We start from the raw sequence: 25,981 nt of genomic DNA, 5'->3' as shown, positions 1-25,981 counted from the left end.
GACTTCTGTAACCATTATATCATGCCTAAGGGAAAATCAAAAACAGCGAGTCGAAACCCACTGTTTATCTTCTTTTTCTTTAAATTTTTTCCAAGGCCAAGCGCAAATCTTCAATCAAATCATCTACATTTTCAAGTCCGATAGACAAACGGATTTGGTTTGGTGTGACACCTGCTGCTTCTAAGTCTTTTTCTGACAATTGACCGTGAGTGGTTGTAGCTGGATGGACAACAAGCGATTTAGCATCTGCTACGTTTGCAAGATCAGAGAAGATTTCCAAATTATCAATTACCTTGCGTGCTTCTGCCTCCCCACCTTTGACATGGAAGGTAAAGATTGAGCCCACACCTTTTGGCAAGTATTTCTCAGCCAAGGCATGATAAGGACTGTCTGCAAGTTTTGGATAGTTTACCTTTTCTACCTTAGGATGGTTGACAAGGAAATCAACAATTTTCTCTGCATTTTGCACATGGCGTTCCACACGAAGTGAAAGAGTTTCAAGTCCTTGGAGCAAGAGGAAGGCATTAAATGGAGACAATGCCGCACCCGTATCACGAAGCAATTGAACACGGACAGCGATAATAAAGGCTGCTGCACCCACATCACGAGTATAGCTCAAGTTATGATAACTTGGATCCTCGTCAACAAATTGAGGGAATTTCCCTGAAGCCGCCCAGTCAAAACGACCGCTATCAACAATCACTCCACCAATAGTCGTACCATGCCCACCGATAAACTTAGTCGCAGAGTGAATGGCAATATCTACACCATGAGAAAAAACATTAATCAAATAAGGTGTAGCAAAGGTATTGTCAGAAACAAGTGGAATCTGATGCTTATGAGCAATCTCTGCCAATTTTTCCAAATCTGGAATATTAATCAAGGGGTTGCCCAAGGTTTCAATCAAAACTAGCTTGGTATTGTCTTTGATCGCTGCTTCTACCTCCTCCAAGTTATCCACATCCACAAAGGTTGTTGTGATCCCATAACGAGGAAGGGTTTCTTTCAAAAGATTGAAGGTTCCACCGTAAATAGTCGAAGCAGCCACTACATGGTCACCAGCGTGGGCAAGCGCCAAAATCGTATAAGTCACTGCAGCCATACCTGATGCTGTTGCAAGAGCTCCAACACCACCTTCAAGGGCAGCAATTCTTTCTTCAAAGGCAGCTGTTGTAGGATTGGTAATACGAGTATAGATGTTCCCTGGTTTTCTCAAGGCAAACAAATCGGCACCTTCCTGCGTGTCATCAAAAACGAAGGATGTTGTTTGATAAATCGGCACTGCACGAGACTTGGTAGCTGGATCCACAACTTGACCAGCATGTAGTTGTAGAGTTTCAAATTTAAAATCACGAGTCATAAGGTGACCTCCATATAGTTTCATTAAGGATATTCTAGCACTATCGACCTATCTTGACTAATACCTCTTTTCTATATTTTGATATAAGGAGTGGCTATTACTTCTTACAAAATCGAAAAAAGCACGACTCAATCGTGCTCATTTTCTTAATCTACATAAGTATCTTCGTTTTTATTGAGGAAGGCATATGGAAGACCCATCAAGAGGCCTCCTCCGATAAAGTTTCCGATGAAGGTTACACCCCAGTGGCGAAGCATATTTCCAACACCGAAGTTAGCAATTGAATCAGCAGCAACACTGAATTTCACAATCGCGAAATAAGCAAAGTTCGCCGCAATGTGCTCGTTTGTTAAGAATACAAACATGTAAATCGCTGACAACACAAGCCAAAGTTTGGCACCACCATCTTTGACCAAAACAAATGAAAGAATCGCAATATTTACGAAAATATTTGCCAAAATCGCCTCAAGCAAGATTAATTCATTTGAACGGCCTAACTTCATCTCAACAACCCCTGAGATGAAACTATCGTGAGTGAGATGTGCATAGGCTGCTGAGTGGGCAAAGCCCCAACCTGCTATCAAGGCTCCGATGAGGTTGAACAAGGTACAGTAAAGTAAAATCTCAGCTGTTTTTCTCCAAGAGATTTTTTTCAAGAAACTACCTGCAGTCAAGAACATCATGTTTGATGTTACCAACTCGGCATTCAAGAAAACAATGTAGGCCAATCCCCAAGCGAAGACAAAGGGGAAGAGGAAACGTCCACTACCTGGTGCAATTTTATTAATCAAATCAGCCCCAACTGCACCAGCAGCTGTACTGAAGGTTAAAAATGCACCTGCGAACATAGAACGAATCGCATACTTAAATTTGCTTTGACTATAAAGACTTTCTTTCTTCTTGCAAGCAAATTCAATCTTTGAGATAAATTCTGAAGAAACCATAATAAACTCCTAAATCTTTTTTTATTGATAATTATATCACAAACTTTAGATTTTAGGAAGCGTTTTCTGTATTTCATAAAAGTTTTTTTATGAAAAGCTTAAAAAATCAGTGAAATCCATGATTTCACTGATTTGTATTAATAAAATTGTTTATACGGTTGATTGAAAGCTGTTAGGATTTCATCAGATGTTTGTGAATATTCTTTTGTTTCTTTCAAATCGCCTTTTACAATAATACGTTCTGTAGCAGCAAGGTCTTCACAGGTTACTAATGTAATCTCATTGACCCCATCTCTATCATCAACTTCATCAACACGATCCGGTGTAACACGTTTGACTTCACGTATTTCATAAGTATAAACTTTATTTTTATCGGTTAGATAAATCTTCATACCATTTTTAGCGTTATCCAAAGGAGAAAATAGCATTTTATTAGCATTATTGACACCAAAAATATGATGACTAGCTAGACTATAATTTCCTTTCCCCATCACTTGATCGCGTTTCATCGTACCAGCACCATAGAAGAGATTGACATTATCAAGCCCTTTAAAAATTGGCAGATTCATTTCTAATTCAGGGACTGCAATTCCGCCGATAACTGGTAATTTTTGAGCATCCCATTGAGAAGCTAGAACCGCTTCAGAAGAGATAGCATTGACAGAATCAAAATCAAAATTTCCTTCTGTATCCTGATTTTCTTCTATTTTTTCTTTTGATACCTGACTTACTTGGTACTTATTGGTATTCCAAACTATGAAAATATCACGAATTTTAGCATTAAAAATCAAAGCAATTGATAATAGTATCAGAAATCCTGCTAGGATATTTGTCAGTAGATTTTTTCGTTTATTTTTCTTCTTATTATTTTTTTGAGACATTATGCTTCACCTTCTATTTCATTTTCTGTCCCAACTTCTTCTTTTTCTGCCGCTGCAACCGTAGTAAAGGTCACAATTTTAGCATCTTGGTCCAGACGCATTACTTTAACTCCCATAGTTGAGCGTCCTGTTTGTGAAATATTGGCAACATTGGTTCGAATCATGACACCTGTATCAGTGATAATCATCAAGTCTTCATCACCTTTCACAGTCAAGAGACCTGATAGAGGACCATTTTTTTCAGCCACATTAGCCGTCTTCATTCCTTTACCACCACGACCTTTTGTTGGATATTCAGTCGCGACTGTACGCTTACCATATCCTTTTTCAGTAATGATAAGAACCTCATCTTGATCAGTAATTACGCTAGCACCAACTACTGTGTCTCCCTCACGGAGATTAACACCTTTCACACCTGTGGCGATACGACTCATGCCGCGAACGGCTGATTGATTAAAGCGAACTGCATAACCAAACTTGGTACCAATGATAATATCCATATCTTCTTCCGTCAACAAGACATTAATCAACTCATCTTCATCTTTGAGGTTCAAAGCCTTGAGCCCATTCTGACGAATGTTAGCAAATTCCTTGACGCTGGTTCTCTTCACAATACCATGACGGGTTGTGAAGAAGAGGTAAGCATCATCACTGCGTTCAGACTCAACATTGATAATCGTCTGAATACTTTCGCCTTCATCCAATTTTAAGAGATTAACTACTGGTAGTCCTTTGGCCGTCCGACCATACTCAGGAATTTCATAACCTTTCAGGCGATAGACACGTCCTTTATTTGTGAAGAAGAGCAGGTGATCATGGGTGCTAGTTGACACTAACTCTCGGACAAAATCATCATCTTTGACACCTGTTCCTTGAACACCACGACCCCCACGTTTTTGAGCAGTAAACTCAGCTTGGTCCAGACGTTTAATGTATCCCTTGTTAGAAAGGGTAATCAAGACATCCGATTCTTCAATCAAATCTTCATCTTCAAGACTCAAGACTTCACCGACCATCAACTCTGTACGGCGTTTATCAGAAAATTTACGTTTAACTTCATCCAATTCGTCTTTGATAATTTGAGAAACACGTTCAGGCTTAGCAAGAATATCCGCCAAATCCGCAATCAGAGCCAAGAGGTCACCATACTCAGACTGGATCTTATCACGTTCTAATCCCGTCAAACGGCGAAGACGCATGTCTAGGATGGCCTGACTTTGACGTTCAGAAAGCTTAAAATTACTCATCAACTCAGCTTGTGCTTCCGCATCCGTTTCACTAGCACGGATGATACGAATCACTTCGTCGATATGGTCTAGCGCAATCAAGAGACCTTCTAAGATATGAGCACGTGCTTCCGCTTTTTCCTTATCAAAACGTGTCCGACGAACCACCACTTCTTTTTGGTGCTCAATATAAGCATCCAAAATCTGACGAAGGGATAAAATCTTCGGCACCCCATTTTGGATAGCCAACATATTAAAACCAAAGTTGGTTTGCATTTGGGTCATCTTAAAGAGGTTATTGAGGATAACATTGGCTGAGGCATCGCGCTTGACTTCAATAACAAATCGAACACCTTCACGGTTTGACTCATCACGTACTGCTGTGATGCCCTCAATCCGTTTTTCCTGAACCAAACGAACAATATGCTCATGCACCTTGGTTTTATTGACCATGTAAGGAAATTCCGTTACAACGATGCGCTCACGGCCAGTCTTAGTTTCTTCGATTTCAGTACGAGAACGAAGGACAATAGAACCTTTACCTGTTTCATAAGCCTTATGAATGCCTGATTTCCCCATAACAAGAGCACCAGTTGGAAAATCTGGTCCAGGCAAGACTTCCATCAAGTCCTTGGTAGTCACTTCAGGATTATCCATGACCAACTTCACTGCATCAATGGTTTCACCCAAGTTATGAGGTGGAATATTGGTCGCCATCCCAACGGCAATACCAGTTGCTCCATTGACCAAAAGGTTTGGAAAACGTGCTGGCAAGACCAAGGGTTCCCGTTCATTGGCATCATAGTTATCAACGAAATCAACTGTATTTTTGTTGATATCACGAAGCATCTCTAGAGCAATCTTACTCATACGTGCCTCAGTATAACGCTGGGCGGCAGCACCATCTCCATCCATGGAACCAAAATTCCCATGACCGTCTACAAGCATGTAACGGTAGCTCCACCATTGAGCCATGCGGACCATGGCTTCATAAATAGAGGAATCCCCGTGTGGGTGATATTTACCCATGACATCCCCTGTAATACGAGCAGATTTTTTATGAGGTTTGTCTGGAGTAACACCCAATTCATTCATTCCGTAGAGAATTCGACGGTGAACAGGTTTCAAGCCATCTCGAACATCAGGAAGAGCCCGCGCTACGATAACACTCATGGCGTAATCGATAAAGCTCGTCTTCATCTCCTTTGTCAGATTGACATTCACTAAATTTCTATCCTGCATTAATAAATGCCTCATTTCACAATTAGTAAGTAACAACATTATACCATAAATTCCCATCTATTTCAGCCTCTAAACCACTAAAACGTTTACATTGAGAACTATAAGGCATATTCGTGACAAAGTTTTTTAAAAGTGATAGAATGAAGTTGTCTGGGGAAAATCCCCTAATAAAATTAAGGAGATGTTTAGAACAATGACTTCAACTAAACAACACAAAAAAGTTATCCTTGTCGGAGATGGTGCTGTAGGTTCATCTTACGCTTTTGCACTTGTTAACCAAGGAATTGCACAAGAGCTTGGAATTATCGAAATTCCACAATTGCATGAAAAAGCTGTTGGTGACGCGCTTGACCTTAGTCACGCCCTTGCCTTCACTTCACCTAAAAAAATCTATGCAGCTCAATACTCTGACTGTGCAGACGCTGACCTTGTTGTGATCACTGCAGGTGCGCCTCAAAAACCAGGTGAAACTCGTCTTGACCTTGTAGGTAAAAATCTTGCTATCAACAAATCAATCGTAACTCAAGTTGTTGAATCAGGTTTCAAAGGTATCTTCCTTGTTGCTGCTAACCCAGTTGACGTTTTGACTTACTCAACTTGGAAATTCTCTGGTTTCCCTAAAGAACGCGTTATCGGTTCAGGTACTTCACTTGACTCAGCTCGTTTCCGTCAAGCACTTGCTGAAAAATTGGATGTAGATGCTCGTTCAGTTCACGCTTACATCATGGGTGAACACGGTGACTCTGAGTTCGCTGTTTGGTCACACGCAAACATCGCTGGTGTAAACCTTGAAGAATTCCTTAAAGACACTCAAAATGTTCAAGAAGCTGAATTGATTGAATTGTTCGAAGGTGTTCGTGATGCAGCCTACACAATCATCAACAAAAAAGGTGCAACATACTACGGTATCGCAGTAGCCCTTGCTCGTATCACTAAAGCAATCCTTGACGACGAAAACGCAGTACTTCCACTTTCAGTATTCCAAGAAGGTCAATACGGAGTTGAGAACGTCTTTATCGGTCAACCAGCTGTTGTTGGTGCACATGGTATCGTTCGTCCAGTAAATATCCCATTGAACGACGCAGAAACTCAAAAAATGCAAGCATCTGCTAAAGAATTGCAAGCTATCATTGACGAAGCATGGAAAAACCCAGAATTCCAAGAAGCTTCTAAAAACTAATTTAACTATAAACAACTCCTTGAATCATCAGGGAGTTGTTTTTTAGCTATATTATAGTAGATTGAAATATAATATGAACAAATTAATTTCTAAAAATGTTTTAGCAGCCACGGCGTACTATTCTAGCTGCAATCCACTATAAGAACTAAACATTTTATGAAATTTTCGTTCAAAAAACAACATCCCTTTAAAAACTATCATGTCATGGCTTGGGCATGAAGACAAAAAGACTACCAATCAGATTTACACTCACATCACAAAAAGTATGGAACAAGCAACGATTTACTCTTTAGCTACAGTTGCATTAAATCAAAAGTAAAAACTTTGCTCATATACAAAAAAAGCCCATCATACAGGCTAGAAAGCTTGATATGATAGGCTATTTTTCTATTAATTAACGTACTGTACGGATACGCATTGTATTTGTACGAACAGCTTCTCCAAGTGGTACACCAGCTACGATAACGATATCGTCACCAGATTGTACAAGACCTGCTTCAACTGCTTTACGTTCAGCAATTTCGAACATATCGTCAGTTGAAGATGGAGCATCTGTCAACATTGGGATAACACCCCAGTTCAACATCAATCCACGTTCTGTCAATTCGTCGAATGTCAATGCCAAGATGTCAGCATTTGGACGGTATTTAGAGATCAAACGTGCAGTGTGACCTGTCTTAGTAAGAGTTACAACCAATTTAATGTCCATTGAGTTAGTAGCATCTTTAACAGCTGAAGCCATTACTTCTGTCTTAGAGTTACGTTCGAATGAATCTGAGTTCAAACGTCCGTATTCGTTAAGAAGAGTTTGAGCGTTCTTATCGATTGTAGCCATTGTAGTTACTGACTCAAGTGGGTATTTACCGTTTGCAGACTCACCTGAAAGCATTGTTGCGTCAGTTCCGTCGATAACAGCGTTAAATACGTCTGATACTTCTGAACGAGTTGCACGTGGTTTTTCAGTCATTGTTTCAAGCATGTTTGTTGCAGTGATAACAACTTTACCTGCAGCGTTCACTTTAGTGATGATCATTTTTTGGTAAACTGGAACCATTTCGAATGGTACTTCGATACCCATGTCACCACGAGCGATCATGATACCATCAGCAGCTTCGATGATTTCATCCAAGTTATCGATACCTTGTTGGTTTTCGATTTTAGCGAACAATTGAACGTGTCCGTTTCCAGTTTCTTCACAGATTGCACGAACTTCGTTCACGTCTTTTGCAGTACGTACGAATGAAATAGCGATGAAGTTGATACCTTGTTCAAGACCGAAACGGATATCGTCGTTATCGCGTTCAGCAAGAGCTGGGAAAGGAATTTTAGTGTTAGGAATGTTCACACCTTTTTGTTTAGCGATGATACCATCGTTTTCAACTTCAACTTCAAATTCACGAGTTGCGTCATCTTTAGCAACCACACGAAGACCAAGTTTACCATCGTCAACCAAAACTTGACGACCAACTTCAACATCATCATAGATATCAAGAGCACCAGCAACGTTCAATGCAATCACTTCACGAGTTGATTTGATTCCTTGTTTAGTTGCAACACGGATTTTCTCACCAGTTTTGTATGAATACTCTTTAGCTTCACCTTCGAACAATTCTGTACGGATTTCTGGTCCTTTTGTATCAAGAAGGAAACCAACTTTTTTACCTGCAAGTTTTTCAGCAAGTTTAACAGTTGCCATACGCTCACCTTGTTCTTGGTGGTCACCGTGTGAGAAGTTGAAACGGAATGTGTTAGCACCAGCTTCAATCAATTTAGCAATGTTTTTAGCTGAAGCTTCAACATCAAGTTTTTCACCCCAGTATCCGTCCTCACCGAATTTTTTACCACCACGGATTTCTACCGCAGGACCCAAAGTTGCAACGATTTTTACACGTTTGTTCATGATTTTTGTGACTCCTTTATATATATGACCTTTTTGGTCTTATTAACTAAATTGTAAATTATGACAAGCTCTTATTCAAGCTAGATAGCTCAATGTCGGCTTTGTGTGGGTTGTTAACCACAATCTTACCTTCTGCAGTAAGGCTAAACAATGCTCCTTCTTCTGCAGTACCAAGAATTGGATTTTCAACCATTTTTTCGTTACGAATACCAACCGCAACACCACCAATACCTTCTTTAAGAAGTTTAACAGCATGGGCACCCATACGTGACGCCAATACACGGTCACGCGCAGTTGGAGAACCACCACGTTGAATATGTCCAAGTTCTGTCACACGAAGGTCGCTTGTATCCCCAGCTTCTTTTAGTTTTTTACCAAATTCAGCTGCTGACATAACACCTTCTGCCAAGACGATGATATTGTGTTTTTTACCACACTCATAACCACATTTAATGCTTTCTACGATATCTTCAATCTTGAATCCTTCTTCAGGAATGATGATTTCATCAGCACCAGTTGCAATACCAGCCCAAAGAGCGATATCACCAGCGTTACGTCCCATAACTTCAATAACAAAAGTACGACGGTGACTTGATGATGTATCACGAATCTTATCGATAGCATCCATAGCAGTTGTAACCGCTGTGTCAAAACCGATTGTAAAGTCAGTACCAACGATATCGTTATCGATTGTACCTGGAAGACCGATAGCTGGGAAGCCATGTTCAGTCAAACGCATAGCGCCGTGATAAGATCCGTCACCACCGATAACAACTACACCTTCAATTCCGTGTTTTTTCAATTGCTCAATCCCTTTAAGTTGCCCTTCAAGTTGAGCGAACTCTGGGTAACGAGCTGAGTGAAGGAAAGTACCACCACGAGAAATGATGTCTCCTACTGAAGCTGCATCTAGGGGATGAATTTCACCGGCAACCATACCAGCATATCCGTCATAGATACCAAACACTTCCATTCCTTCTGAAATTGCTTGACGAACAACTGCACGGATAGCAGCGTTCATACCAGGGGCGTCTCCGCCACTAGTCAAAACAGCAATACGTTTCATATTGGTTTATGCTCCTTTTTCTTTTAACATTCTTATTAATTATACCACATTTGATTTTAAAATTCTTCTATTTTCCGTATTTTTAGCGATAAATCGTTTTCATAACGATTTCATTCAATTTCGCTTCTAATTCATTGGATTTAGCTACAAAATGATGGGGAGAAACGATTGTTTTCTGTTCCTCTTCATACCTGATAATGACTGGGATTGGACCTTTATACTGGTCTAAAATTCTAGAAATTTCTTGATCCGATTCATGATTTTTTACCTGTATCCAAAAGCGTTCAGCAACTGCTTCTCTTATTTCTTGTGCAATCATTTGCAGACGACCATCACGTGACTGGATTTTTCCTTTTATATAGTAGAAGGCTCCCTCTTTTATTTCCTGCCCAACCTGTCGATATAAGTCTGAAAAGAGGGTAACATCCAATTTTTTCTTACTATCATCTACCTGTAAGAAAGCCATGTTTTCGCCCTTTTTGGTACGAATTACTTTTATCTTCTGAACTTCAACCAAAATAATAGCGTAGCTATTTTCTGATAAATTTCCGATTGGGGTAATCGGGTAAATAGCCTTACTTGCAATAGCTTGCAGTGGGTGTTTGCTGACACCTATCCCTAAAAGCTCTTGTTCCATATAGAATTTTTCTTGTTCCGTCCAATCTTCCGATTCCTGCCAACTATAAATGGTATCACCGAACAAGCTTCCTAACTCTTTCACAAAGTCAAATAGATTAACTAAATTATTGAATACTTTTTGACGATTTTTTTCAAATAAATCGAAAAGACCAACTTTTACCAAAGGTTCTAGCAGAGGAAGTTTCAGATAATTCTCAGGTAATTTAGCTATAAAATCTTCAATGTTAGAATAGGGTCTATGTTCAATAATCCAAAGCGCCAAATCCTTGCTGAGCCCCTTAATCGATTTCAATCCTAGATAGATGGCCTTGTTAGCAATTTTATCGTGATAGGGAATAGTGTTGATGGACAGAGGCGCTACTTCAAAGCCTGATTCTAAGGCATCTGTTAAGTAATCACTGTTGGCAGAATTCAACATGACCTGATAAAAAATAGCTGGATAATGCGTTTTGAAATAAGCCAACTGGAAGGCCAAGGCTGAGTAGGCATAGGCATGTGACCTGTTAAAACCATAACCTGCAAACTTCTCCATGACATCAAAGACCTGCTCTGCCTTTTCCGCAGTGTGTCCAGCTTCTAATGAACCTTGAATAAAAGAAGCCCTCATCTCATGCATGGCAGAGGCATCCTTTTTCCCCATAGCTCGGCGCAAAATATCAGCTTTCCCAAGACTAAAGCCAGCAAAACGCTGAGCAACCTGCATAACCTGCTCCTGATAGAGCATAATTCCGTAAGTTGGAGCCAAAATATCCTCCAGTACTGGATCCAGAACAGTCACTTCTTCCTGCCCATGCTTTCTTGCCACAAAATTATTGATGTAGTCACTAGCACCTGGCCGATTTAGGGAAGTAGTTGCTACGACATCTTCAAAACAGACTGGCTGCACACGCTTGAGCAGACGAATAGCTCCAGGTTGCTCAAATTGAAAGATACCTTTTGTATTACCAGAAGAAAATAAAGCTAACGTTTCTTTGTCTTCCAAATCAATTTCTTCTATTTTCAGATGAATCCCTTCTGTTTCAGCAAGCAACTCTTGCATCTTCTGGACAAAGGTCAAATTTCGTAGTCCCAGAAAGTCCATCTTCAAAAGCCCACTAGCTTCAACTCCATGAGCATCATATTGAGTCAGTGGAATTTCATCACCATGCTTCAGAGGGATGTAGTTGGTCAAATCTTGGTCACTGATCACAACACCAGCCGCATGGACAGAGGTTTGTCTTGGATAGCCCTCTATCTTGCAGGCAATCTCAAAAGCTTTTTGGTATTCTAACTTACTATTTATTTGCTGACGAAACTGGAGGTTACCCTCATAGGCTGACTTGAGATTATCACGGAAACTGATTTTCTTGGTAATTGCGGATAATTCATATTCTGGAACACCAAAGCGTTTCAAGACATCTCGTAGAGCTTGCTTGGCTCCAAAGGTTGAAAATGTAACAATTTGAGCCGCATGTTTACTACCATATTTATTACCAACATATCTGATAAAATCTGGACGATAAATATCTGGGATATCAATATCAATATCAGGCATAGTATAGCGTTCACGATTGAGGAAACGTTCAAAAATCAGATTTTTCTCTACTGGGTCAATTCCTGTAATGTCTAAAGCATAGGAAACCAAGCTACCAACTGCGGAACCTCGTCCCATTCCCATATAGTAGCCATTCGAACGTCCAAAACGCAACAAATCCCAGACAACCAAGAAATAATCATCAAAGCCCATATCATGAATAACAGCCAATTCTTGGTCTAGTCGGTCTTGATATTCTTTGCTAGACAATCCCTTCTGAGCAAGCCCAAGCTCAGCGCGTTCTCTCAACTCTTCTACTGCTGGTCTAGCTGGGTTAAAACGAGGCAGTTTCAGACTAGTATCCAAATCATAAGAAATGCCTGAAATCAGCTTTTCTAAATTGTCTAAGGCTTGCGGAAAACGTTCTTGGAATAATTTCTCTAAAGAACTTGCTGATATAAAAACATCTTGTCTCGAACGCAAAGGAACTTCTCTGAGCAGTAGGTTTTCTTTGATTGCTGTTAATACTTGTAGAACTTCTCTATCCCTGCTTTCAAAGGCATTTACCCGATAAAGGGGCAAGATTGGATGATAAAATTCGCTGGCTAGTGTTTCCGGATAAACCCCTATATAGTAATCACAGCCTAGATTTAACAACTCCAGTCCATCAAAATAAGGCACAATTACCGCAATATCCTCCAGATACTGGGATAGAACTGACCAATTTTTCTCCCCCTGCATCTTGGCTGTTGAAAGCTTCATCAACTGCTGATAGCCTACACTAGATAGAGCTAAAAAGCGCAGATTCACTTCCTGAGCATCCACAAATACAGTCATTTCAAGCCCCAATAAAGGATGAATGCCGTATTTTTTTGTAATCTCTAGAAAGTCAAAAGCACCATAAAGATTATCAATATCCATCATAGCCAGATGAGTGTAGCCGTATTCTTTAGCTGCTCTCACATACTTTTCGATCGAAATGACGCTCTCCATAAAACTATAGACTGTTTTTGTATCTAGTTGTGCGATCAATTTACACTTCTCCTCTATCCTTCTCACTATATTATACCATTTTCAAAAAGAGAAAGACAAAAGCAATGACTCCTATCTCTATTTTATATTTTAAATAAGACATTTTGGATGAAAAAATAACAAATATATTTGCAGTAAAAATGTTTCTGTAAACTATTTTGAACTTTTTATCCCAATAAATGGATATCTCTTTTAAAGAAGTGAGATAAATTCATTCAAAATTCTTATTAGATATAGTTTAATTTATGAATACTATAGAATATCACATATTATTTCATATAAATTGTATTCATTATTCTTTAATTAATTTCTTTCTCACTTAATGATTCCCTTTCTCCTATTTTTTTGATATAATAACCTTAATTATTATTTTACAAGGAGGTTTTATGCGCTTTAATCAATTCAGCTATTTATCACTTCCAAGAGATACTATTTTATATGAATTAAAAAAGTATGGATTTGATTTTCCATCTGAGTCAACAAATAAAAAGATGTTGGAGTCTTTTCTAAGTCGTTTCTTTTTCACTTATCAAGACACCAACTATCCACTTTCCATCCTAGCGGCTGATAAAAAAACAGACCTGCTAACATTTTTTCAATCAGAAGATGAACTGACAGCAGATATTTTTTATACTGTTGCTTTTCAACTTTTAGGCTTTTCTTATTTGATTGACTTTGAAGATAGTGAAGCTTTTCGTAAAGAGACTGGATTTCCTATTATATATGGTGACTTGATTGAAAATCTCTATCAGTTACTCAATACTCGCACCAAAAAGGGAAATACTCTTATCGACCAACTTGTCAGCGACTGTCTTATTCCTGAGGATAATGACTACCACTACTTTAACGGCAAGAGTTTAGCAACTTTTTCCAGCCATGATGTTATTCGAGAAGTGGTCTACGTTGAGTCTCGTGTCGATACTGACCAAAAAGGGCTACCAGACTTAGTCAAGGTTAGCATTATTCGTCCACGTTATGAGGGGCAAATCCCTGCCATCATGACAGCCAGTCCTTATCATCAGGGAACAAATGACAAGGCAAGCGATAAGGCTCTCTACAAGATGGAGGGCGAGCTTGAGGTTAAACCTGCTCATAAGATTGAACTAGAGGAACCTCAACTCAATCTCGTTCAACCTCAATGCCAAGCTGAGCTTGTGTCAGAAGCTGAGGAAAAGCTAAGTCACATCAACTCTAGCTATACACTCAACGACTACTTCCTCCCACGAGGTTTTGCCAATCTCTATGTTTCAGGTGTTGGTACCAAAGACTCTACTGGTTTCATGACTAATGGAGACTACCAACAAATTGAGGCTTATAAAAATGTCATCGATTGGCTTAATGGCCGTTGCCGTGCCTTTACCGACCATACGCGCCAGCGTCAAGTCAAAGCTGACTGGTCAAATGGAAAAGTAGCCACAACTGGACTTTCTTATCTAGGTACAATGTCCAATGGTCTGGCTACTACAGGAGTCGATGGTTTAGAGGTTATCATTGCCGAGGCTGGCATTTCATCTTGGTACAACTACTATCGTGAAAACGGTCTGGTAACTAGTCCAGGCGGTTATCCAGGTGAGGACTTTGACTCCCTTGCTGAGTTAACCTATTCTCGTAATCTCTTGGCTGGCGACTATATCCGTGGCAATGAAGCTCACCAAGCTGACTTAGAAAAAGTAAAGGAACAACTGGATCGCAAGACTGGCGACTATAACCAGTTTTGGCATGACCGTAATTATCTGCTCAATGCCCATAAGGTAAAAGCAGAGGTTGTCTTTACCCACGGGTCTCAGGATTGGAATGTTAAACCACTTCATGTTTACCAGATGTTCCATGCTCTCCCTGCTCATATACACAAGCATCTCTTTTTCCATAATGGTGCCCATGTTTACATGAACAACTGGCAATCCATTGACTTCCGTGAGTCCATGAATGCTTTGTTGACAAAGAAATTACTAGGACAAGATACAGATTTCCAACTTCCTACTGTTATCTGGCAGGACAATACAGCCCCTCAGACTTGGTTATCACTTGATAACTTCGGTGGGCAAGAAAACTTTGAAACCTTCTCACTTGGTCAAGAAGAGAAAGTCATTCAAAACCAGTATCCAGATAAGGATTTTGAGCGCTATGGTAAAACCTACCAAACCTTCAATACAGAACTCTATCAAGGAAAAGCCAATCAGATTACTATTGACCTTCCTGTGACTAAGGATCTTCACTTGAACGGTCGAGCTCAACTTAATCTTCGTATCAAATCCAGCACAAACAAGGGGCTTTTATCTGCTCAACTACTGGAACTTGGTCAAAAGAAATACCTAAAACCTTATCCTGCTGTTTTAGGTGCTAGAACCATTGATAATGGACGCTACCACATGTTGGAAAATCTCTGTGAATTACCATTTAGGCCAGATGCACAGCGAGTCGTGACAAAAGGCTACATCAATTTACAAAATAGAAATGATTTACTGTTAGTAGAGGATATTACTGCAGATGAATGGATGGATGTGCAATTTGAACTACAACCTACTATTTACAAGTTAAAAGAAGGAGATACTCTTCGTTTAGTCCTCTATACGACTGACTTTGAAATCACAATCCGTGACAATACCGACTACCACTTGACTGTCGATCTTGAACAGTCTACTCTTACCATACCTCACTAAAAAAGGAGTTAAATTATTATGAATAAATCTGAACACCGACACCAACTCATACGCGCTCTTGTTGCAAAAAACAAGATTCATACACAGGCTGAGTTGCAAGCCCTTCTTGCTGATAATGACATTCAAGTTACACAAGCTACACTTTCGAGGGATATTAAAAGTATGAACCTCTCAAAAGTACGAGAAGAAGACAACTCTTACTATGTGCTCAATACAGGCTCTATCTCAAAATGGGAAAAACGTCTTGAACTCTACATGGAAGATGCCCTTGTCTTGATGCGCCCAGTTCAACATCAAGTTCTACTAAAAACCCTTCCTGGACTGGCTCAATCATTTGGTTCTATCATTGATGCTTTGAGTTTCCCTGACGCTATCGCTACCCTCTGTGGTGATGATGTCTGCCTTGTCATCTGTGAAGATGCAGAGGCAGCCCAACATTGCTTTGAAGAGCTGAAACGGTTCGCCCCACCATTTTTCTTTGGTGAATAAACAGAAACTGAACTCAAAAACTGCAAAACTCTCAAAATTTTAAACAGTAGTGAATTGATGTCAGCTAACATCTAGCGAATACAATAGCTTATTCCTAATGAAAAGTGAGCTATGCAGTTTAATAAAACAAAAAAGAGAAATCTATCTCATACATGAGTACAAAAGCTCCCCTTATAGTTTCTAGTGAAAAACAAATATTCACTAGAAACTATAAGGGGAGTCTTCATATATCTAAAAGAAATTCTAAACCTGTTTCAGCTTGATATAGTGTTTGAATAAAATGTGAACAAATTTATTAGGGAATCCAAATCAATTTCATGCTTTAAAAGTCGTTTCATACTATTTTAGATTCAATTAATTATACATCATAGATAATCCGCTTCAAAAATCTCTTCAAATCACGTCAGGTTCACATTTCCGTATAAGAGAGAAATTTATTGTTGCAATACTTTTCTTGGTTTGGTACCTTCAGCTGGACCAATGACACCTGCCATCTCAAGCTCTTCCATGAGACGGGTCGCACGGTTAAATCCAACTGACAAACGACGCTGAATCATAGATGCGCTGGCTTTCTGGGTTTCAATGACTAGAGCTTTGGCTTCTTCAAAAAGCGGATCACCACCAGCATCTCCATCTGAAAATTCTCCATCATTTTCAGAAACTTCACCTGGATCAAAACTTTCATCGTAGTCCGCATCAGCCTGAGCCTTGATGAAGTTTACGATGCGTTCGACATCATCATCCGAGATAAAGGAGCCTTGGAGACGAACAGGATGATTTTCATCGATTGGTTTAAAGAGCATATCTCCACGTCCAAGTAGTTTCTCAGCTCCATTTTCATCTAAAATAGTACGGGAATCTGTACCTGATGATACCGCAAAAGCCACTCGAGATGGGACATTGGCCTTAATCAACCCAGATATGACATCAACGGATGGACGCTGAGTTGCAAGAATCATGTGGATACCTGCAGCCCGCGCCTTCTGTCCTAGACGGATAATAGCATCTTCTACTTCCTTGCTGGCCACCATCATAAGGTCAGCCAACTCATCTACAATCACGACAATGAGTGGCAGCGGAATCTGCTTGTACTCAGACTGGGCATTGAACTCTTCTACCTTGGCATTAAAGCCTGCAATATTACGGACTCCCACCTTTGCAAAGAGTTCATAACGATTTTCCATCTCATCCACAACCTTTTGCAGGGCCTTGCTGGCTTTGCGTGGATTGGTCACTACTGGAATCAAGAGGTGGGGAATGTCATTGTAAACAGACAACTCAACCATCTTGGGATCGACCATCATAAACTTAACTTGGTCAGGTCTCGCTTTCATGAGAATGCTGGCGATAATGCCGTTAACTGCTACTGACTTACCTGAACCCGTTGAACCTGCGACTAGCAAGTGGGGCATTTTAGAAAGGTCAAAAGCTCTTGCAGTGCCATTAACAGCCTTCCCTAAAGGAATTTCCAAGAGATTTTCTGCTTTCGTTTGAGATTGTTCCCAAAGTTCACGGAAAGACACAGTGGCAATCTCGGAGTTAGGCACCTCAATTCCGACCAGGGATTTCCCAGGGATTGGTGCTTCGATTCGGACATCCTTGGCTGCCAAGGCTAGAGCGAGGTCATCTGCTAGATTGGAAATGCGATTGACCCGTACACCTACTGCTGGCTTGACTTCATACTTAGTCACGGATGGTCCAATTTCGGCCCGTTCCACCGTCACCTTGATACCAAAGCTAGCAAAGGTTTCTTCTAAGATTTTGATGTTTTCTCGAACAATCTTCTTCTCTTTCGACTGGTCTTTTGGTTTATCTGGGGCAAAGAGTTGTAAGCTTGGAAGTTTGTATTCAAGAGCCTCCTTGGCTGAAAAATCGACCTGAACATCTTCGTCATCAGAGATTTCTTCTTGATTGGGGAATTCACGTTCAGCTTGAGGCAGGATGATCTCTGGTTCCACCCACTCTTCTTCCGGAAAAGGTGGAACGTCAAGCACAACATCATCAGTCAGAATTTCACCCGTTTCCATATCAACAGGAGGAAAATCGAGTAAGGCTTTTTCAGCTTCTTCTTGTTCTAATCTAGCCTCTTCCTCAGCCTTTTGACGAGCTTTTTCCTCCTGTTTGACAAAGCGTTCCTCTTTTCGACGCTCATGCCCTTCCCACCATTTGGCAAAGCCTCTACTGAAAAATTCCACAATATCGTAAACAGACCAAGGACTGATTAGGAGAGCGCCTGCTAAAATCAAGATAGAACCAATAAAGTAAGTGCCGATATTTGAAAAAAGAAAGGCGGTTGGCATATAAAGAGCGACCCCAATTAAGCCACCTCCAGCAAAACTGGTCGTTCGAATACCAGTTAAATCCGTCACAACCTGAGCCATGGTTCCCTTTAGAACGGACTTGTCTAAACCATATTTCCAAACTAAGTAGGCCTCAAAAATCAAGAGTAAGCCAGCAAATATGGTAAAAAATCCTGATAAGAGTCCTTCCTGTTTTCGTATCCACTTGAAAAAGAAGAGGTAGAGCAGGATACCAAATATTGCCAGATAAGCTAGGCTACCCACCAGCAAGCGAATTAAATTGTAAAGAGTGATACCTGCAGCCCCTAATTTGAAGGCTGCGAAAATCAATAAAAGTGCGATTCCCAACGAAATCAACATTCGTTGAATCGCTTCTTTTCTTTCGAGTTCTGCTTTAGACGGTCTCCGTCTTGTTTTACTTGTATTCTTGTTTGCCATTCTTCTATTATACCATATTTCACAGGCATTTCGGAAAGGGAAAAAGATTGGATAAGTGTCCAGTTCTTTGTCCAATCTTTCGTTATCATGATTATATTTAAAGTAATTATTATATTTAAATAAGCAAAGTCTCTAAGTTTAGGTTTTTAAGATTTTACTTCAAAATTTGTATTTTTTATTTCTTGTTCTCTATCTATTTCCCTATCCGCAGCTTCCCAAACACAATCGAAATGTTTTTCCATCATAGATATGAAATCTATTTCATCATTATTAGTTTTAAAAAAATCATCCTTTTTAGTAGTTTTACGTTCACCTATCAACACGAAATTGGTCTCCCAATTATATGGAGGCAGAGTAACTCTTAAAAAAGCCTTTGTCGTCTTCATATTTTTCTTTCTTTTATAAGCCAATATAAATGGCAAACGATATTGTGTTGAATAATAGCGAATTTCCATTTGTCCACTCTCTATATATTTACTATATTTTTTAGTCACATCTTCAATTTCGATACTAATATTTGTGTCAGACTTTCGCAACCCTTCTTTATCCTCAAGTTCCTCTAAATCTGATAAAAAATTGGTATAGATCTGAGAACACAAAAAACGAATTTTCATTCCATTATTCATAGCATTCTCTAATACAGTTCTATTTTCCGAAAAAAAATCAATACCTGATATAAAAAGTAAATCCAATCTTTTAGTATTTTTACATAACTTTTTAATCTCTCTAGTCGAATGCTTTTTCTTTGCCACTACACCTTTAAATCCATACGATTTCATTTCTTCTGCAATACGAAAATCTCTTGTAATTTTTTTCGTCACTAAGTAACCAAAACCACCGATTATTCCAGAAGCTAATAGAGCTGATAAAATTGATTCTACTATCTTCTTCCAATCCAAATCCAGAATAAATTCAATTATATTCATTTAAAACACTCTCATTATGTTTTTTCATTTCTATGAGTTTTATTTTAGAATATCATTCAAAAACTTGTTTGTCAAATTCTTTAAAAAAGACTGCACCAAACGGTCCAATCTTTTCATTTTTCTATTTTTTATGCTTGTGGTTTGCGTAGGTAACCATAGACAACACCACTTACAATTGCTCCTACCAAGACAGAAACGAGGTAAAGGAGAGCATTTGAAGTAAGGGCGATCACGAAGATTCCTCCATGTGGCGCCATGAGTTTGATACCAGTAAGACCAACGAGTCCGCCTGCTACTGCAGAACCAAGGATGAAGCTTGGAATCGCACGAGCTGGGTCTGCTGCACCAAATGGAATCGCTCCCTCAGTAATAAATGACAAGCCCATGATAATATTTGTCAAACCAGAGTTGCGTTCTTCTTTAGTAAATTTATCTTTGAAAAGAAGAGTTGCGACAAAGATTGCAAGTGGTGGCACCATTCCTCCAGCCATAACTGCTGCCATAGCCACAGAACCACCTGAAGAAACAGTTGCTGCAAGCGTACCTGTACCAAATACATAAGCCGCTTTGTTAACTGGTCCACCCATGTCAACAGCCATCATTCCACCAAGGACGATACCGAGAAGGACAGCTGAACCGCCTCCAAGACCACCAAGGAAGTCATTCATAGCAGTGTTGATTGCTGCCATTGGGATATTAACAGCTAGCATGACAAATCCTGTCAAGATTGTTCCAAGAAGTGGCAAGAGAAGGATTGATTTAGCACCTTCAAGTGAACGAGGAACTTTAACATATTTCTTGATAGCAAGAACTAAAGCACCTGCGATAAATCCACCAACAAGGGCACCTAGGAAACCAGATGAGACACCTGCAAGAGTTGACGTTGCTTCACCACCTGCAGCATAAGGAATTTTCCCAAAGGCAAAACCTTCTTTGGCAATAGCACCAGCCACGAAACCAGCTACCAAACCTGGTTTTTCAGCGATAGAATAGGCAACATAACCTGCAAAGACTGGAAGCATCAAGCCAAAGGCAGCTCCACCAATTTTCATGAACATAGAAGCTAGCTCATGGTAGGAACCAAGATTACCAAGATTTTCATTCGGAACACCCAAAGCACCGTCAATCAAGAAGGCAAGGGCAATCATGATACCACCACCGATAACGAATGGTAACATTTGAGATACACCACTCATCAAGTGTTTGTAGAAGGCACCACCAAGGCTTTGTTTTTCGTTAGAGGCTGTTGCATCTTTTGCTCCATTAGCAGCACGGTAGACTTCAGCATCTCCAGAAAGAGCCAAGTTAATCAATTCTTCTGTCTTACGGATACCGTCAGCAACTGGACGATTGATCAATGGTTTGCCATCGAAACGATCCATTTCAACTGCCTTGTCTGCCGCGATGATAACAGCTTTAGCCTTACGAATGTCTTCCGCAGTTAGTTGGTTACCAACACCGCTAGCACCGTTGGTTTCGACCTTGATACCAACACCCATTTCAGCAGCCACTTTTTGAAGGGCTTCTTGGGCCATGTAAGTGTGGGCAATACCTGTCGTACAAGCTGTAACAGCCACGATAAAGTCACCAGAGTCATTGGCAGGTGCTTGAACAGGCTCTTCAGTTTTTTCTGAAGCTTGGTCAAAGAGTTCAATGACTTGGTCAGCTGATGTTACTTGACGAAGTTTATCAGCAAAGCCGTCTTTCATCAAGTATTGAGACAATTCTGCCAAGGCAGCCAAGTGAGTATCATTGGCACCTTCTGGAGCTGCAATCATAAAGAAGAGGTCAGTTGCTTTTCCATCCAAGCTCTCATAGTCAACACCCTTATTTGACTTAGCAAAGAGAACAGTCGCTTCTTTGACAGCAGCGTTTTTGCTGTGAGGCATTGCTATACCGTCTCCTAAACCAGTAGAAGTCAAGGCTTCACGCGCCAAAATTCCTTCTTTAAAGCTTTCAAAATCTGTCACATAACCGTGGTCTACCAAGCTTTTAATCATCTCTTCGATGACAGCAGTTTTTTCAGTTGCTTGCAAATCGAGCAACATGACATCTTTTCTCAATAGGTCTTGAATTTTCATCGTTTTTCTACCTCAACTTTTTCATATGTTTCTTTAATAAATTCTGCCGTTGCCAAGTCATCTGAAAAGGTCGTTGCCGTTCCGCAAGCAACTCCCCATTTGAAGGCTTCTACTGCATCTTTAGATTTGACAAATTCACCTGTAAATCCAGCAACCATAGAGTCACCAGCACCAACTGAATTTTTGACTATCCCTTTGATTGGTTTAGCGAAGTAAGCTCCCTCAGATGTGACAAGAAGGGCACCATCACCAGCCATAGAGATAATCACGTTTTGAGCACCTTTAGCCAGTAACTCACGAGCGTATTTCTCAATTTCATCTAAACTTTCGAGTTCAACTCCAAAAATAGCTCCAAGTTCGTGATTGTTTGGTTTAACCAAGAGTGGCTGATAGTCCAAACTATCAATCAAGGTCTGTCCTTCAAAGTCACAGACTACTTGCGCACCCGTTTGACGCGTCAAGGCAATCAAATCCTTATAGATGACATTGCCTAGATTTTTAGCACTTGAACCCGCAAATACAACCGTATCTTCTGCTGTCAGACTCGATAAAATAGCTTTCAACTCTTCTAGCTGAGCCGGTTCAACAGTTGGGCCCGTTCCGTTGATTTCTGTTTCTTGGTCTGCTTTAATCTTGACATTGATACGAGTATCTTCTGCTACTTTGACAAAACGCGTCTCGATTTCTTCCTCTGCCAGAGTATATGTGATAAATTCACCAGTAAAGCCACCGATAAATCCAGTCGCTGTATTTGGAATATCCAAGCGTTTCAAGACACGACTGACATTGATTCCTTTCCCACCAGCAAACTTATCATCACTGTCCATACGATTGACACTACCAACTTGGACTTGGTCCAAACGAACGATATAGTCAATGGATGGATTGAGTGTGACTGTATAAATCATACTTCTATTACCTCCGTTTTCTCCTTAATAGCCTGCAAGAGCTCATGCCCTTGACTTGTGATAACGATGGCGCGTTTGAGTGGTGCTACCTTGGCAAAGCAAGTTTGTCCAATTTTTGACGAATCGACCAAGACATAGGTCTGTTTGGCATTCTCTAAAATAGCACGCTTCACAGCCCCCTCCTCCATATCAGGAGTCGTATAATAGCCATCATCCACACCATTCATCCCGATAAAGGCACGGTCAAAGTGCAATTGGTTAATCTGGTTAAGAGCAACGCCCCCGATGCTAGCATCTGTCGCCATCTTGACACTTCCTCCAACCATGACAGTTGGAATCTGCTTTTCAACCAACTGAGCGGCATGATGAATAGAGTTGGTCACAACTGTGACATTTTTATTAACCAATTCATGAATCAAAAAGGCAGTTGTTGTTCCAGCATCGATAAAGATGACATCTTGTTCCTTGATGAGAGAGGCTGCTTTCTGAGCCAGCAACTTCTTTTCTTGAAGGTTTTTGACAGATTTTTCTTGAATGGTTTCTTCTTCCTGCAAGGAGTGAGGCAATTCTGCTCCACCATGCACGCGACGAAGCTTATTTTCTGCTTCCAATTCATCCAAGTCTCTTCGAACCGTTGATTCTGAGGTCTCTAGCAAACTAACTAATTTTTCTAGAGAAACTACATGATGTTGATTTAACTCCTCTAAAATCAGTTGCTTCCGCTCTGTTTTTAACACCGAATCACCTCCTGTTATCGTTTACACTATTCATTCTATCACACTTTCTTTTAAAGTCAAGCATTTTTTATCATTTTCTTTCAAATTCTATCATTTTTCTTATTTTCAGAATTTTTATTGCAAGATAAGTATCTTTATGGTAGACTATTTGAGTAAGTATTGGAAGATTACTCAAGAGGCTTAAGAGGCCGTGTTGGAAACGCGGTAGGCGTGTAACAGCGTGCGTGGGTTCGAATCCCATGTCTTCCGTTTATTTTAAAAAAGATACCCAAGAAATCTTGGGTATCTTTTTTCTTATATGATTGTTTTATAACTCGGGTGAATTTCTTAGAAAATATCAAATAACAATTTCACATTGAGAATTGTTAAGATAATGGAAACGATATAGCCAAGGATGGTATTCCATTTGGCATTGGTAAATTCTCCCATCAGTGATTTCTTAGAAGTTAGATAAATCAGTGGGAAGATTGAAAATGGAAGAGCAATCGAAAGAAAGACTTGTGAATAAACCAATAACTGATCTAATGTTTTTTCCTGATGACCAAACAGAACCGCTACAATCATGACAGGCAACAAGGCAAAGAGACGAGTTGCCAAACGAATGAACCATTGAGGTAATCTCATATGCAAGAAACCTTCCATAACGATTTGTCCAGTCAAGGTACCCGTAATTGTCGAATTTTGACCACTGGCTAATAAAGCCAAGGCAAACAAGGTTGATAAGGTCGAGCTAGCTATAGCTCCTGCAATAGTAGAATCCTGCAAGGCATTATACATTTGAGAGAAGGCAGAAATCTCAGATGCATGGCCGAAAAAGAGAGCCGCCCCGAGAATTAATAGAAGGGAGTTAACCACAAAGGCCAAGGATAATTGGAGATTTGAATCCCAGGTCATAAAGCGCACGGCTTTTCGAACATCATTCTTGTCCTTGTGATTGATTTTCCGAGTTTGTGACAAGGAAGAATGCAAATAGAGGTTATGGGGCATAACCGTTGCTCCCACGATCCCTAGTGCCAAGGTTAATTGACTTTCATGCCCTGGCAAGGGACTTTCAAATAAGGTTGCATTCGGTAGATAACCCTCAACGATTCCTTGGAAGCTTGGATGTGACAAAGCTACCAGATAGGTAAAAATTGCTAGAATGGTTAAAATCAGTGTTGTCACAATAGCTTCAATCTTCTTAAAGCCAAATTTCATCAGAAGCAATAAGAGAAAAACATCCAACACGGTCAAGAGAATTGCTATCATAATCGGAATCTTAAAGAGAAGATTGAGAGCAATCGCTGAACCTAGAACTTCTGCCAGATCTGTCGCCATCAAGGCTAATTCTAAAATCACCCATAGACTATAACGAAGCCATTTAGGTGAATGATGAGCCGTTGCTTGAGCCAGGTCCATCTGGGTTACAATACCAAGCTTTCCTGCCATCTGCTGAAGTTGCATGGCAATGAGAGATGAAATCAAGATAACAAACAAGAGACTATACTTATAGGAAGCACCACCGACTACACTGGTAATCCAGTTTCCTGGATCCATATAACCAACTGCGACAAGAGCACCCGGACCTAAAAAGGCATTTAAATTTTGCCAGAAATGATTGTTATTTGGAGTATCGATAGATTGATTAATCTCAGAGAGTGACACTTTTTTATGAGAAGACATAGATACTTACCTCTTTCTAAACCTACTTTTTCATTATTTTCTATTAGAGAAAAATAAGATTGACTTTAAACTATTAAAACAATGAAAACTATATGAAAAACATTTAGTTTTTTCATTATTTTTCTTAAGGCACCTTAATATTTTTCTTAAGGCACCTTAATTATAACACAAAAATGAAAACTATATGAAAAACATTTAGTTTTTTCATTATTTTTCTTAAGGCACCTTAATTATAACAGAAAATATGATAAAAACTTAAGAAAATTCAGGACTTGATTTAATATTTAGGATACAACAAAATGTTGTATTCTTTTTTTGCAAAAGAATACCAAAGAATAAAATAAAAAACGTTGTAAAACACCTGATATTATGCGTTTTTTTGATTTTAAAGACTTTTTGCTTGATCCTTTTCACCCTGTTTAACCGCCATTGATTTTAACTCATTACCTACATCTCAAAAAAAATTTAAAATTGTCTTAATCTCCTTTATTGTGTCGCTTTTGGAGTTTTTTTGGTATAAACTTCTACGCTCATCCTATGGAGCAAGACAGACTCATAGCTTCACACATAATAGAACGAGTATCTCCATCTGTAGAGATACTCGTTTTTTGCTATTTTCGAAGTGATCTTTTTGACCAGTCCTATACATCATTTTTATACTCAACGAAAATCAAAGAGCAAACTAGGAAGCTAACCGCAGGTTACTCAAAGTACAGCTTTGAGGTTGCAGATAAAACTGACGAAGTCAGCTCAAAACACTGTTTTGAGGTTGTGGATAGAACTGACGAAGTCAGTAA

At 39.7% G+C, this 25,981-nt stretch carries 17 protein-coding genes and 1 tRNA gene; 5 read left to right on the top strand and 13 right to left on the bottom strand.

Annotated elements, in window-relative coordinates; genetic code table 11:
- Positions 1-79: 79 nt before the first annotated feature.
- The 4 genes from ADH54_RS03210 to gyrA form a co-directional block, all read right to left on the bottom strand.
- Positions 80-1,360 carry an O-acetylhomoserine aminocarboxypropyltransferase/cysteine synthase family protein gene (locus ADH54_RS03210; protein WP_049524017.1) on the bottom strand — a complete coding sequence of 427 codons (1,281 nt, stop codon included), beginning with the start codon at positions 1,358-1,360 and terminating at the stop codon, positions 80-82.
- A gap of 146 nt (positions 1,361-1,506) precedes the next feature.
- Positions 1,507-2,304, bottom strand: a complete 798-nt coding sequence (locus ADH54_RS03205; RefSeq protein WP_049524016.1) for a formate/nitrite transporter family protein — start codon at positions 2,302-2,304, stop codon at positions 1,507-1,509.
- Between the two features lie 137 nt (positions 2,305-2,441).
- A complete protein-coding gene (srtA, locus tag ADH54_RS03200) occupies positions 2,442-3,185 on the bottom strand; it encodes a sortase SrtA (RefSeq protein WP_000078842.1) in 744 nt (247 codons plus the stop codon).
- The gene (gyrA, locus tag ADH54_RS03195; protein WP_049524015.1) at positions 3,185-5,653 is read right to left on the bottom strand and encodes a DNA gyrase subunit A; all 2,469 of its coding nucleotides are present in this window, start codon (positions 5,651-5,653) and stop codon (positions 3,185-3,187) included. Before gyrA ends, srtA begins: the two co-directional genes overlap by 1 nt.
- Positions 5,654-5,846: 193 nt before the next feature.
- On the opposite strand from gyrA, the gene ADH54_RS03190 reads away from it, so the two are divergent.
- Complete coding sequence (locus tag ADH54_RS03190; RefSeq protein WP_000204727.1) at positions 5,847-6,833, top strand: L-lactate dehydrogenase; 987 nt, start codon at positions 5,847-5,849, stop codon at positions 6,831-6,833.
- Between the two features lie 394 nt (positions 6,834-7,227).
- Here the strand turns inward: ADH54_RS03190 and pyk are convergent, their stop codons facing one another.
- The 3 genes from pyk to ADH54_RS03175 all read right to left on the bottom strand — a co-directional run bounded on the left by pyk (position 7,228) and on the right by ADH54_RS03175 (position 12,983).
- Positions 7,228-8,733, bottom strand: coding sequence for a pyruvate kinase (gene pyk, locus ADH54_RS03185; protein ID WP_001042819.1), 1,506 nt, complete (start codon positions 8,731-8,733; stop codon positions 7,228-7,230).
- Between the two features lie 58 nt (positions 8,734-8,791).
- Positions 8,792-9,799 (bottom strand): 6-phosphofructokinase, encoded by a 1,008-nt coding sequence (gene pfkA / locus ADH54_RS03180; RefSeq protein ID WP_000820862.1) that lies wholly within the window; start codon positions 9,797-9,799, stop codon positions 8,792-8,794.
- Between the two features lie 82 nt (positions 9,800-9,881).
- The gene (locus ADH54_RS03175) at positions 9,882-12,983 is read right to left on the bottom strand and encodes a DNA polymerase III subunit alpha (protein WP_049524014.1); all 3,102 of its coding nucleotides are present in this window, start codon (positions 12,981-12,983) and stop codon (positions 9,882-9,884) included.
- 386 nt (positions 12,984-13,369) lie between these two features.
- On the opposite strand from ADH54_RS03175, the gene ADH54_RS03170 reads away from it, so the two are divergent.
- Both ADH54_RS03170 and ADH54_RS03165 read left to right on the top strand, forming a co-directional pair.
- Positions 13,370-15,643 carry a Xaa-Pro dipeptidyl-peptidase gene (locus tag ADH54_RS03170; protein ID WP_049524013.1) on the top strand — a complete coding sequence of 758 codons (2,274 nt, stop codon included), beginning with the start codon at positions 13,370-13,372 and terminating at the stop codon, positions 15,641-15,643.
- A gap of 18 nt (positions 15,644-15,661) precedes the next feature.
- Positions 15,662-16,132 (top strand): arginine repressor, encoded by a 471-nt coding sequence (locus ADH54_RS03165; protein ID WP_001043004.1) that lies wholly within the window; start codon positions 15,662-15,664, stop codon positions 16,130-16,132.
- Between the two features lie 434 nt (positions 16,133-16,566).
- Here the strand turns inward: ADH54_RS03165 and ADH54_RS03160 are convergent, their stop codons facing one another.
- The 5 genes from ADH54_RS03160 to ADH54_RS03140 all read right to left on the bottom strand — a co-directional run bounded on the left by ADH54_RS03160 (position 16,567) and on the right by ADH54_RS03140 (position 23,522).
- The gene (locus ADH54_RS03160) at positions 16,567-18,870 is read right to left on the bottom strand and encodes a DNA translocase FtsK (protein ID WP_080980764.1); all 2,304 of its coding nucleotides are present in this window, start codon (positions 18,868-18,870) and stop codon (positions 16,567-16,569) included.
- A gap of 146 nt (positions 18,871-19,016) precedes the next feature.
- Positions 19,017-19,796: a hypothetical protein gene (locus ADH54_RS03155; RefSeq protein WP_049524011.1), complete on the bottom strand. Its 780-nt coding sequence runs from the start codon at positions 19,794-19,796 to the stop codon at positions 19,017-19,019.
- A gap of 128 nt (positions 19,797-19,924) precedes the next feature.
- Positions 19,925-21,877 (bottom strand): fructose-specific PTS transporter subunit EIIC, encoded by a 1,953-nt coding sequence (locus ADH54_RS03150; RefSeq protein WP_049524010.1) that lies wholly within the window; start codon positions 21,875-21,877, stop codon positions 19,925-19,927.
- Positions 21,874-22,785 carry a 1-phosphofructokinase gene (pfkB, locus tag ADH54_RS03145; protein ID WP_049524009.1) on the bottom strand — a complete coding sequence of 304 codons (912 nt, stop codon included), beginning with the start codon at positions 22,783-22,785 and terminating at the stop codon, positions 21,874-21,876. Before pfkB ends, ADH54_RS03150 begins: the two co-directional genes overlap by 4 nt.
- Complete coding sequence (locus ADH54_RS03140; RefSeq protein WP_000920654.1) at positions 22,782-23,522, bottom strand: DeoR/GlpR family DNA-binding transcription regulator; 741 nt, start codon at positions 23,520-23,522, stop codon at positions 22,782-22,784. Before ADH54_RS03140 ends, pfkB begins: the two co-directional genes overlap by 4 nt.
- 161 nt (positions 23,523-23,683) lie before the next feature.
- On the opposite strand from ADH54_RS03140, the gene ADH54_RS03135 reads away from it, so the two are divergent.
- Positions 23,684-23,771, top strand: a tRNA-Ser gene (locus tag ADH54_RS03135).
- A 78-nt stretch (positions 23,772-23,849) separates the two neighbouring features.
- Here the strand turns inward: ADH54_RS03135 and ADH54_RS03130 are convergent.
- A complete protein-coding gene (locus ADH54_RS03130; RefSeq protein ID WP_000094601.1) occupies positions 23,850-25,184 on the bottom strand; it encodes an Nramp family divalent metal transporter in 1,335 nt (444 codons plus the stop codon).
- Between the two features lie 537 nt (positions 25,185-25,721).
- On the opposite strand from ADH54_RS03130, the gene ADH54_RS12285 reads away from it, so the two are divergent.
- Positions 25,722-25,981, top strand: a 260-nt coding sequence (locus ADH54_RS12285; RefSeq protein WP_342666595.1) for a hypothetical protein, incomplete at its 3' end; no start/stop codon positions are given.

Origin of the sequence: Streptococcus pseudopneumoniae, assembly GCF_001072315.1 — a bacterium.
Lineage (GTDB): Bacteria > Bacillota > Bacilli > Lactobacillales > Streptococcaceae > Streptococcus > Streptococcus pseudopneumoniae_R.
The sequence above is the reverse complement of the archived record's forward strand: the minus strand, read 5'-3'. Positions and strand labels throughout refer to the sequence as shown.

Bases quoted from the DNA above. Each gene is read 5' to 3' on its own strand.
- ADH54_RS03165 (WP_001043004.1), top strand. From the start codon at position 15,662: ATGAATAAATCTGAACACCGACACCAACTCATACGCGCTCTTGTTGCA.
- gyrA (WP_049524015.1), bottom strand. From the start codon at position 5,653: ATGCAGGATAGAAATTTAGTGAATGTCAATCTGACAAAGGAGATGAAG.
- ADH54_RS03130 (WP_000094601.1), bottom strand. From the start codon at position 25,184: ATGTCTTCTCATAAAAAAGTGTCACTCTCTGAGATTAATCAATCTATC.
- pyk (WP_001042819.1), bottom strand. From the start codon at position 8,733: ATGAACAAACGTGTAAAAATCGTTGCAACTTTGGGTCCTGCGGTAGAA.
- ADH54_RS03205 (WP_049524016.1), bottom strand. From the start codon at position 2,304: ATGGTTTCTTCAGAATTTATCTCAAAGATTGAATTTGCTTGCAAGAAG.
- ADH54_RS03160 (WP_080980764.1), bottom strand. From the start codon at position 18,870: ATGGCAAACAAGAATACAAGTAAAACAAGACGGAGACCGTCTAAAGCA.
- ADH54_RS03210 (WP_049524017.1), bottom strand. From the start codon at position 1,360: ATGACTCGTGATTTTAAATTTGAAACTCTACAACTACATGCTGGTCAA.
- srtA (WP_000078842.1), bottom strand. From the start codon at position 3,185: ATGTCTCAAAAAAATAATAAGAAGAAAAATAAACGAAAAAATCTACTG.
- pfkB (WP_049524009.1), bottom strand. From the start codon at position 22,785: ATGATTTATACAGTCACACTCAATCCATCCATTGACTATATCGTTCGT.
- ADH54_RS03170 (WP_049524013.1), top strand. From the start codon at position 13,370: ATGCGCTTTAATCAATTCAGCTATTTATCACTTCCAAGAGATACTATT.
- pfkA (WP_000820862.1), bottom strand. From the start codon at position 9,799: ATGAAACGTATTGCTGTTTTGACTAGTGGCGGAGACGCCCCTGGTATG.
- ADH54_RS03190 (WP_000204727.1), top strand. From the start codon at position 5,847: ATGACTTCAACTAAACAACACAAAAAAGTTATCCTTGTCGGAGATGGT.
- ADH54_RS03150 (WP_049524010.1), bottom strand. From the start codon at position 21,877: ATGAAAATTCAAGACCTATTGAGAAAAGATGTCATGTTGCTCGATTTG.
- ADH54_RS03155 (WP_049524011.1), bottom strand. From the start codon at position 19,796: ATGAATATAATTGAATTTATTCTGGATTTGGATTGGAAGAAGATAGTA.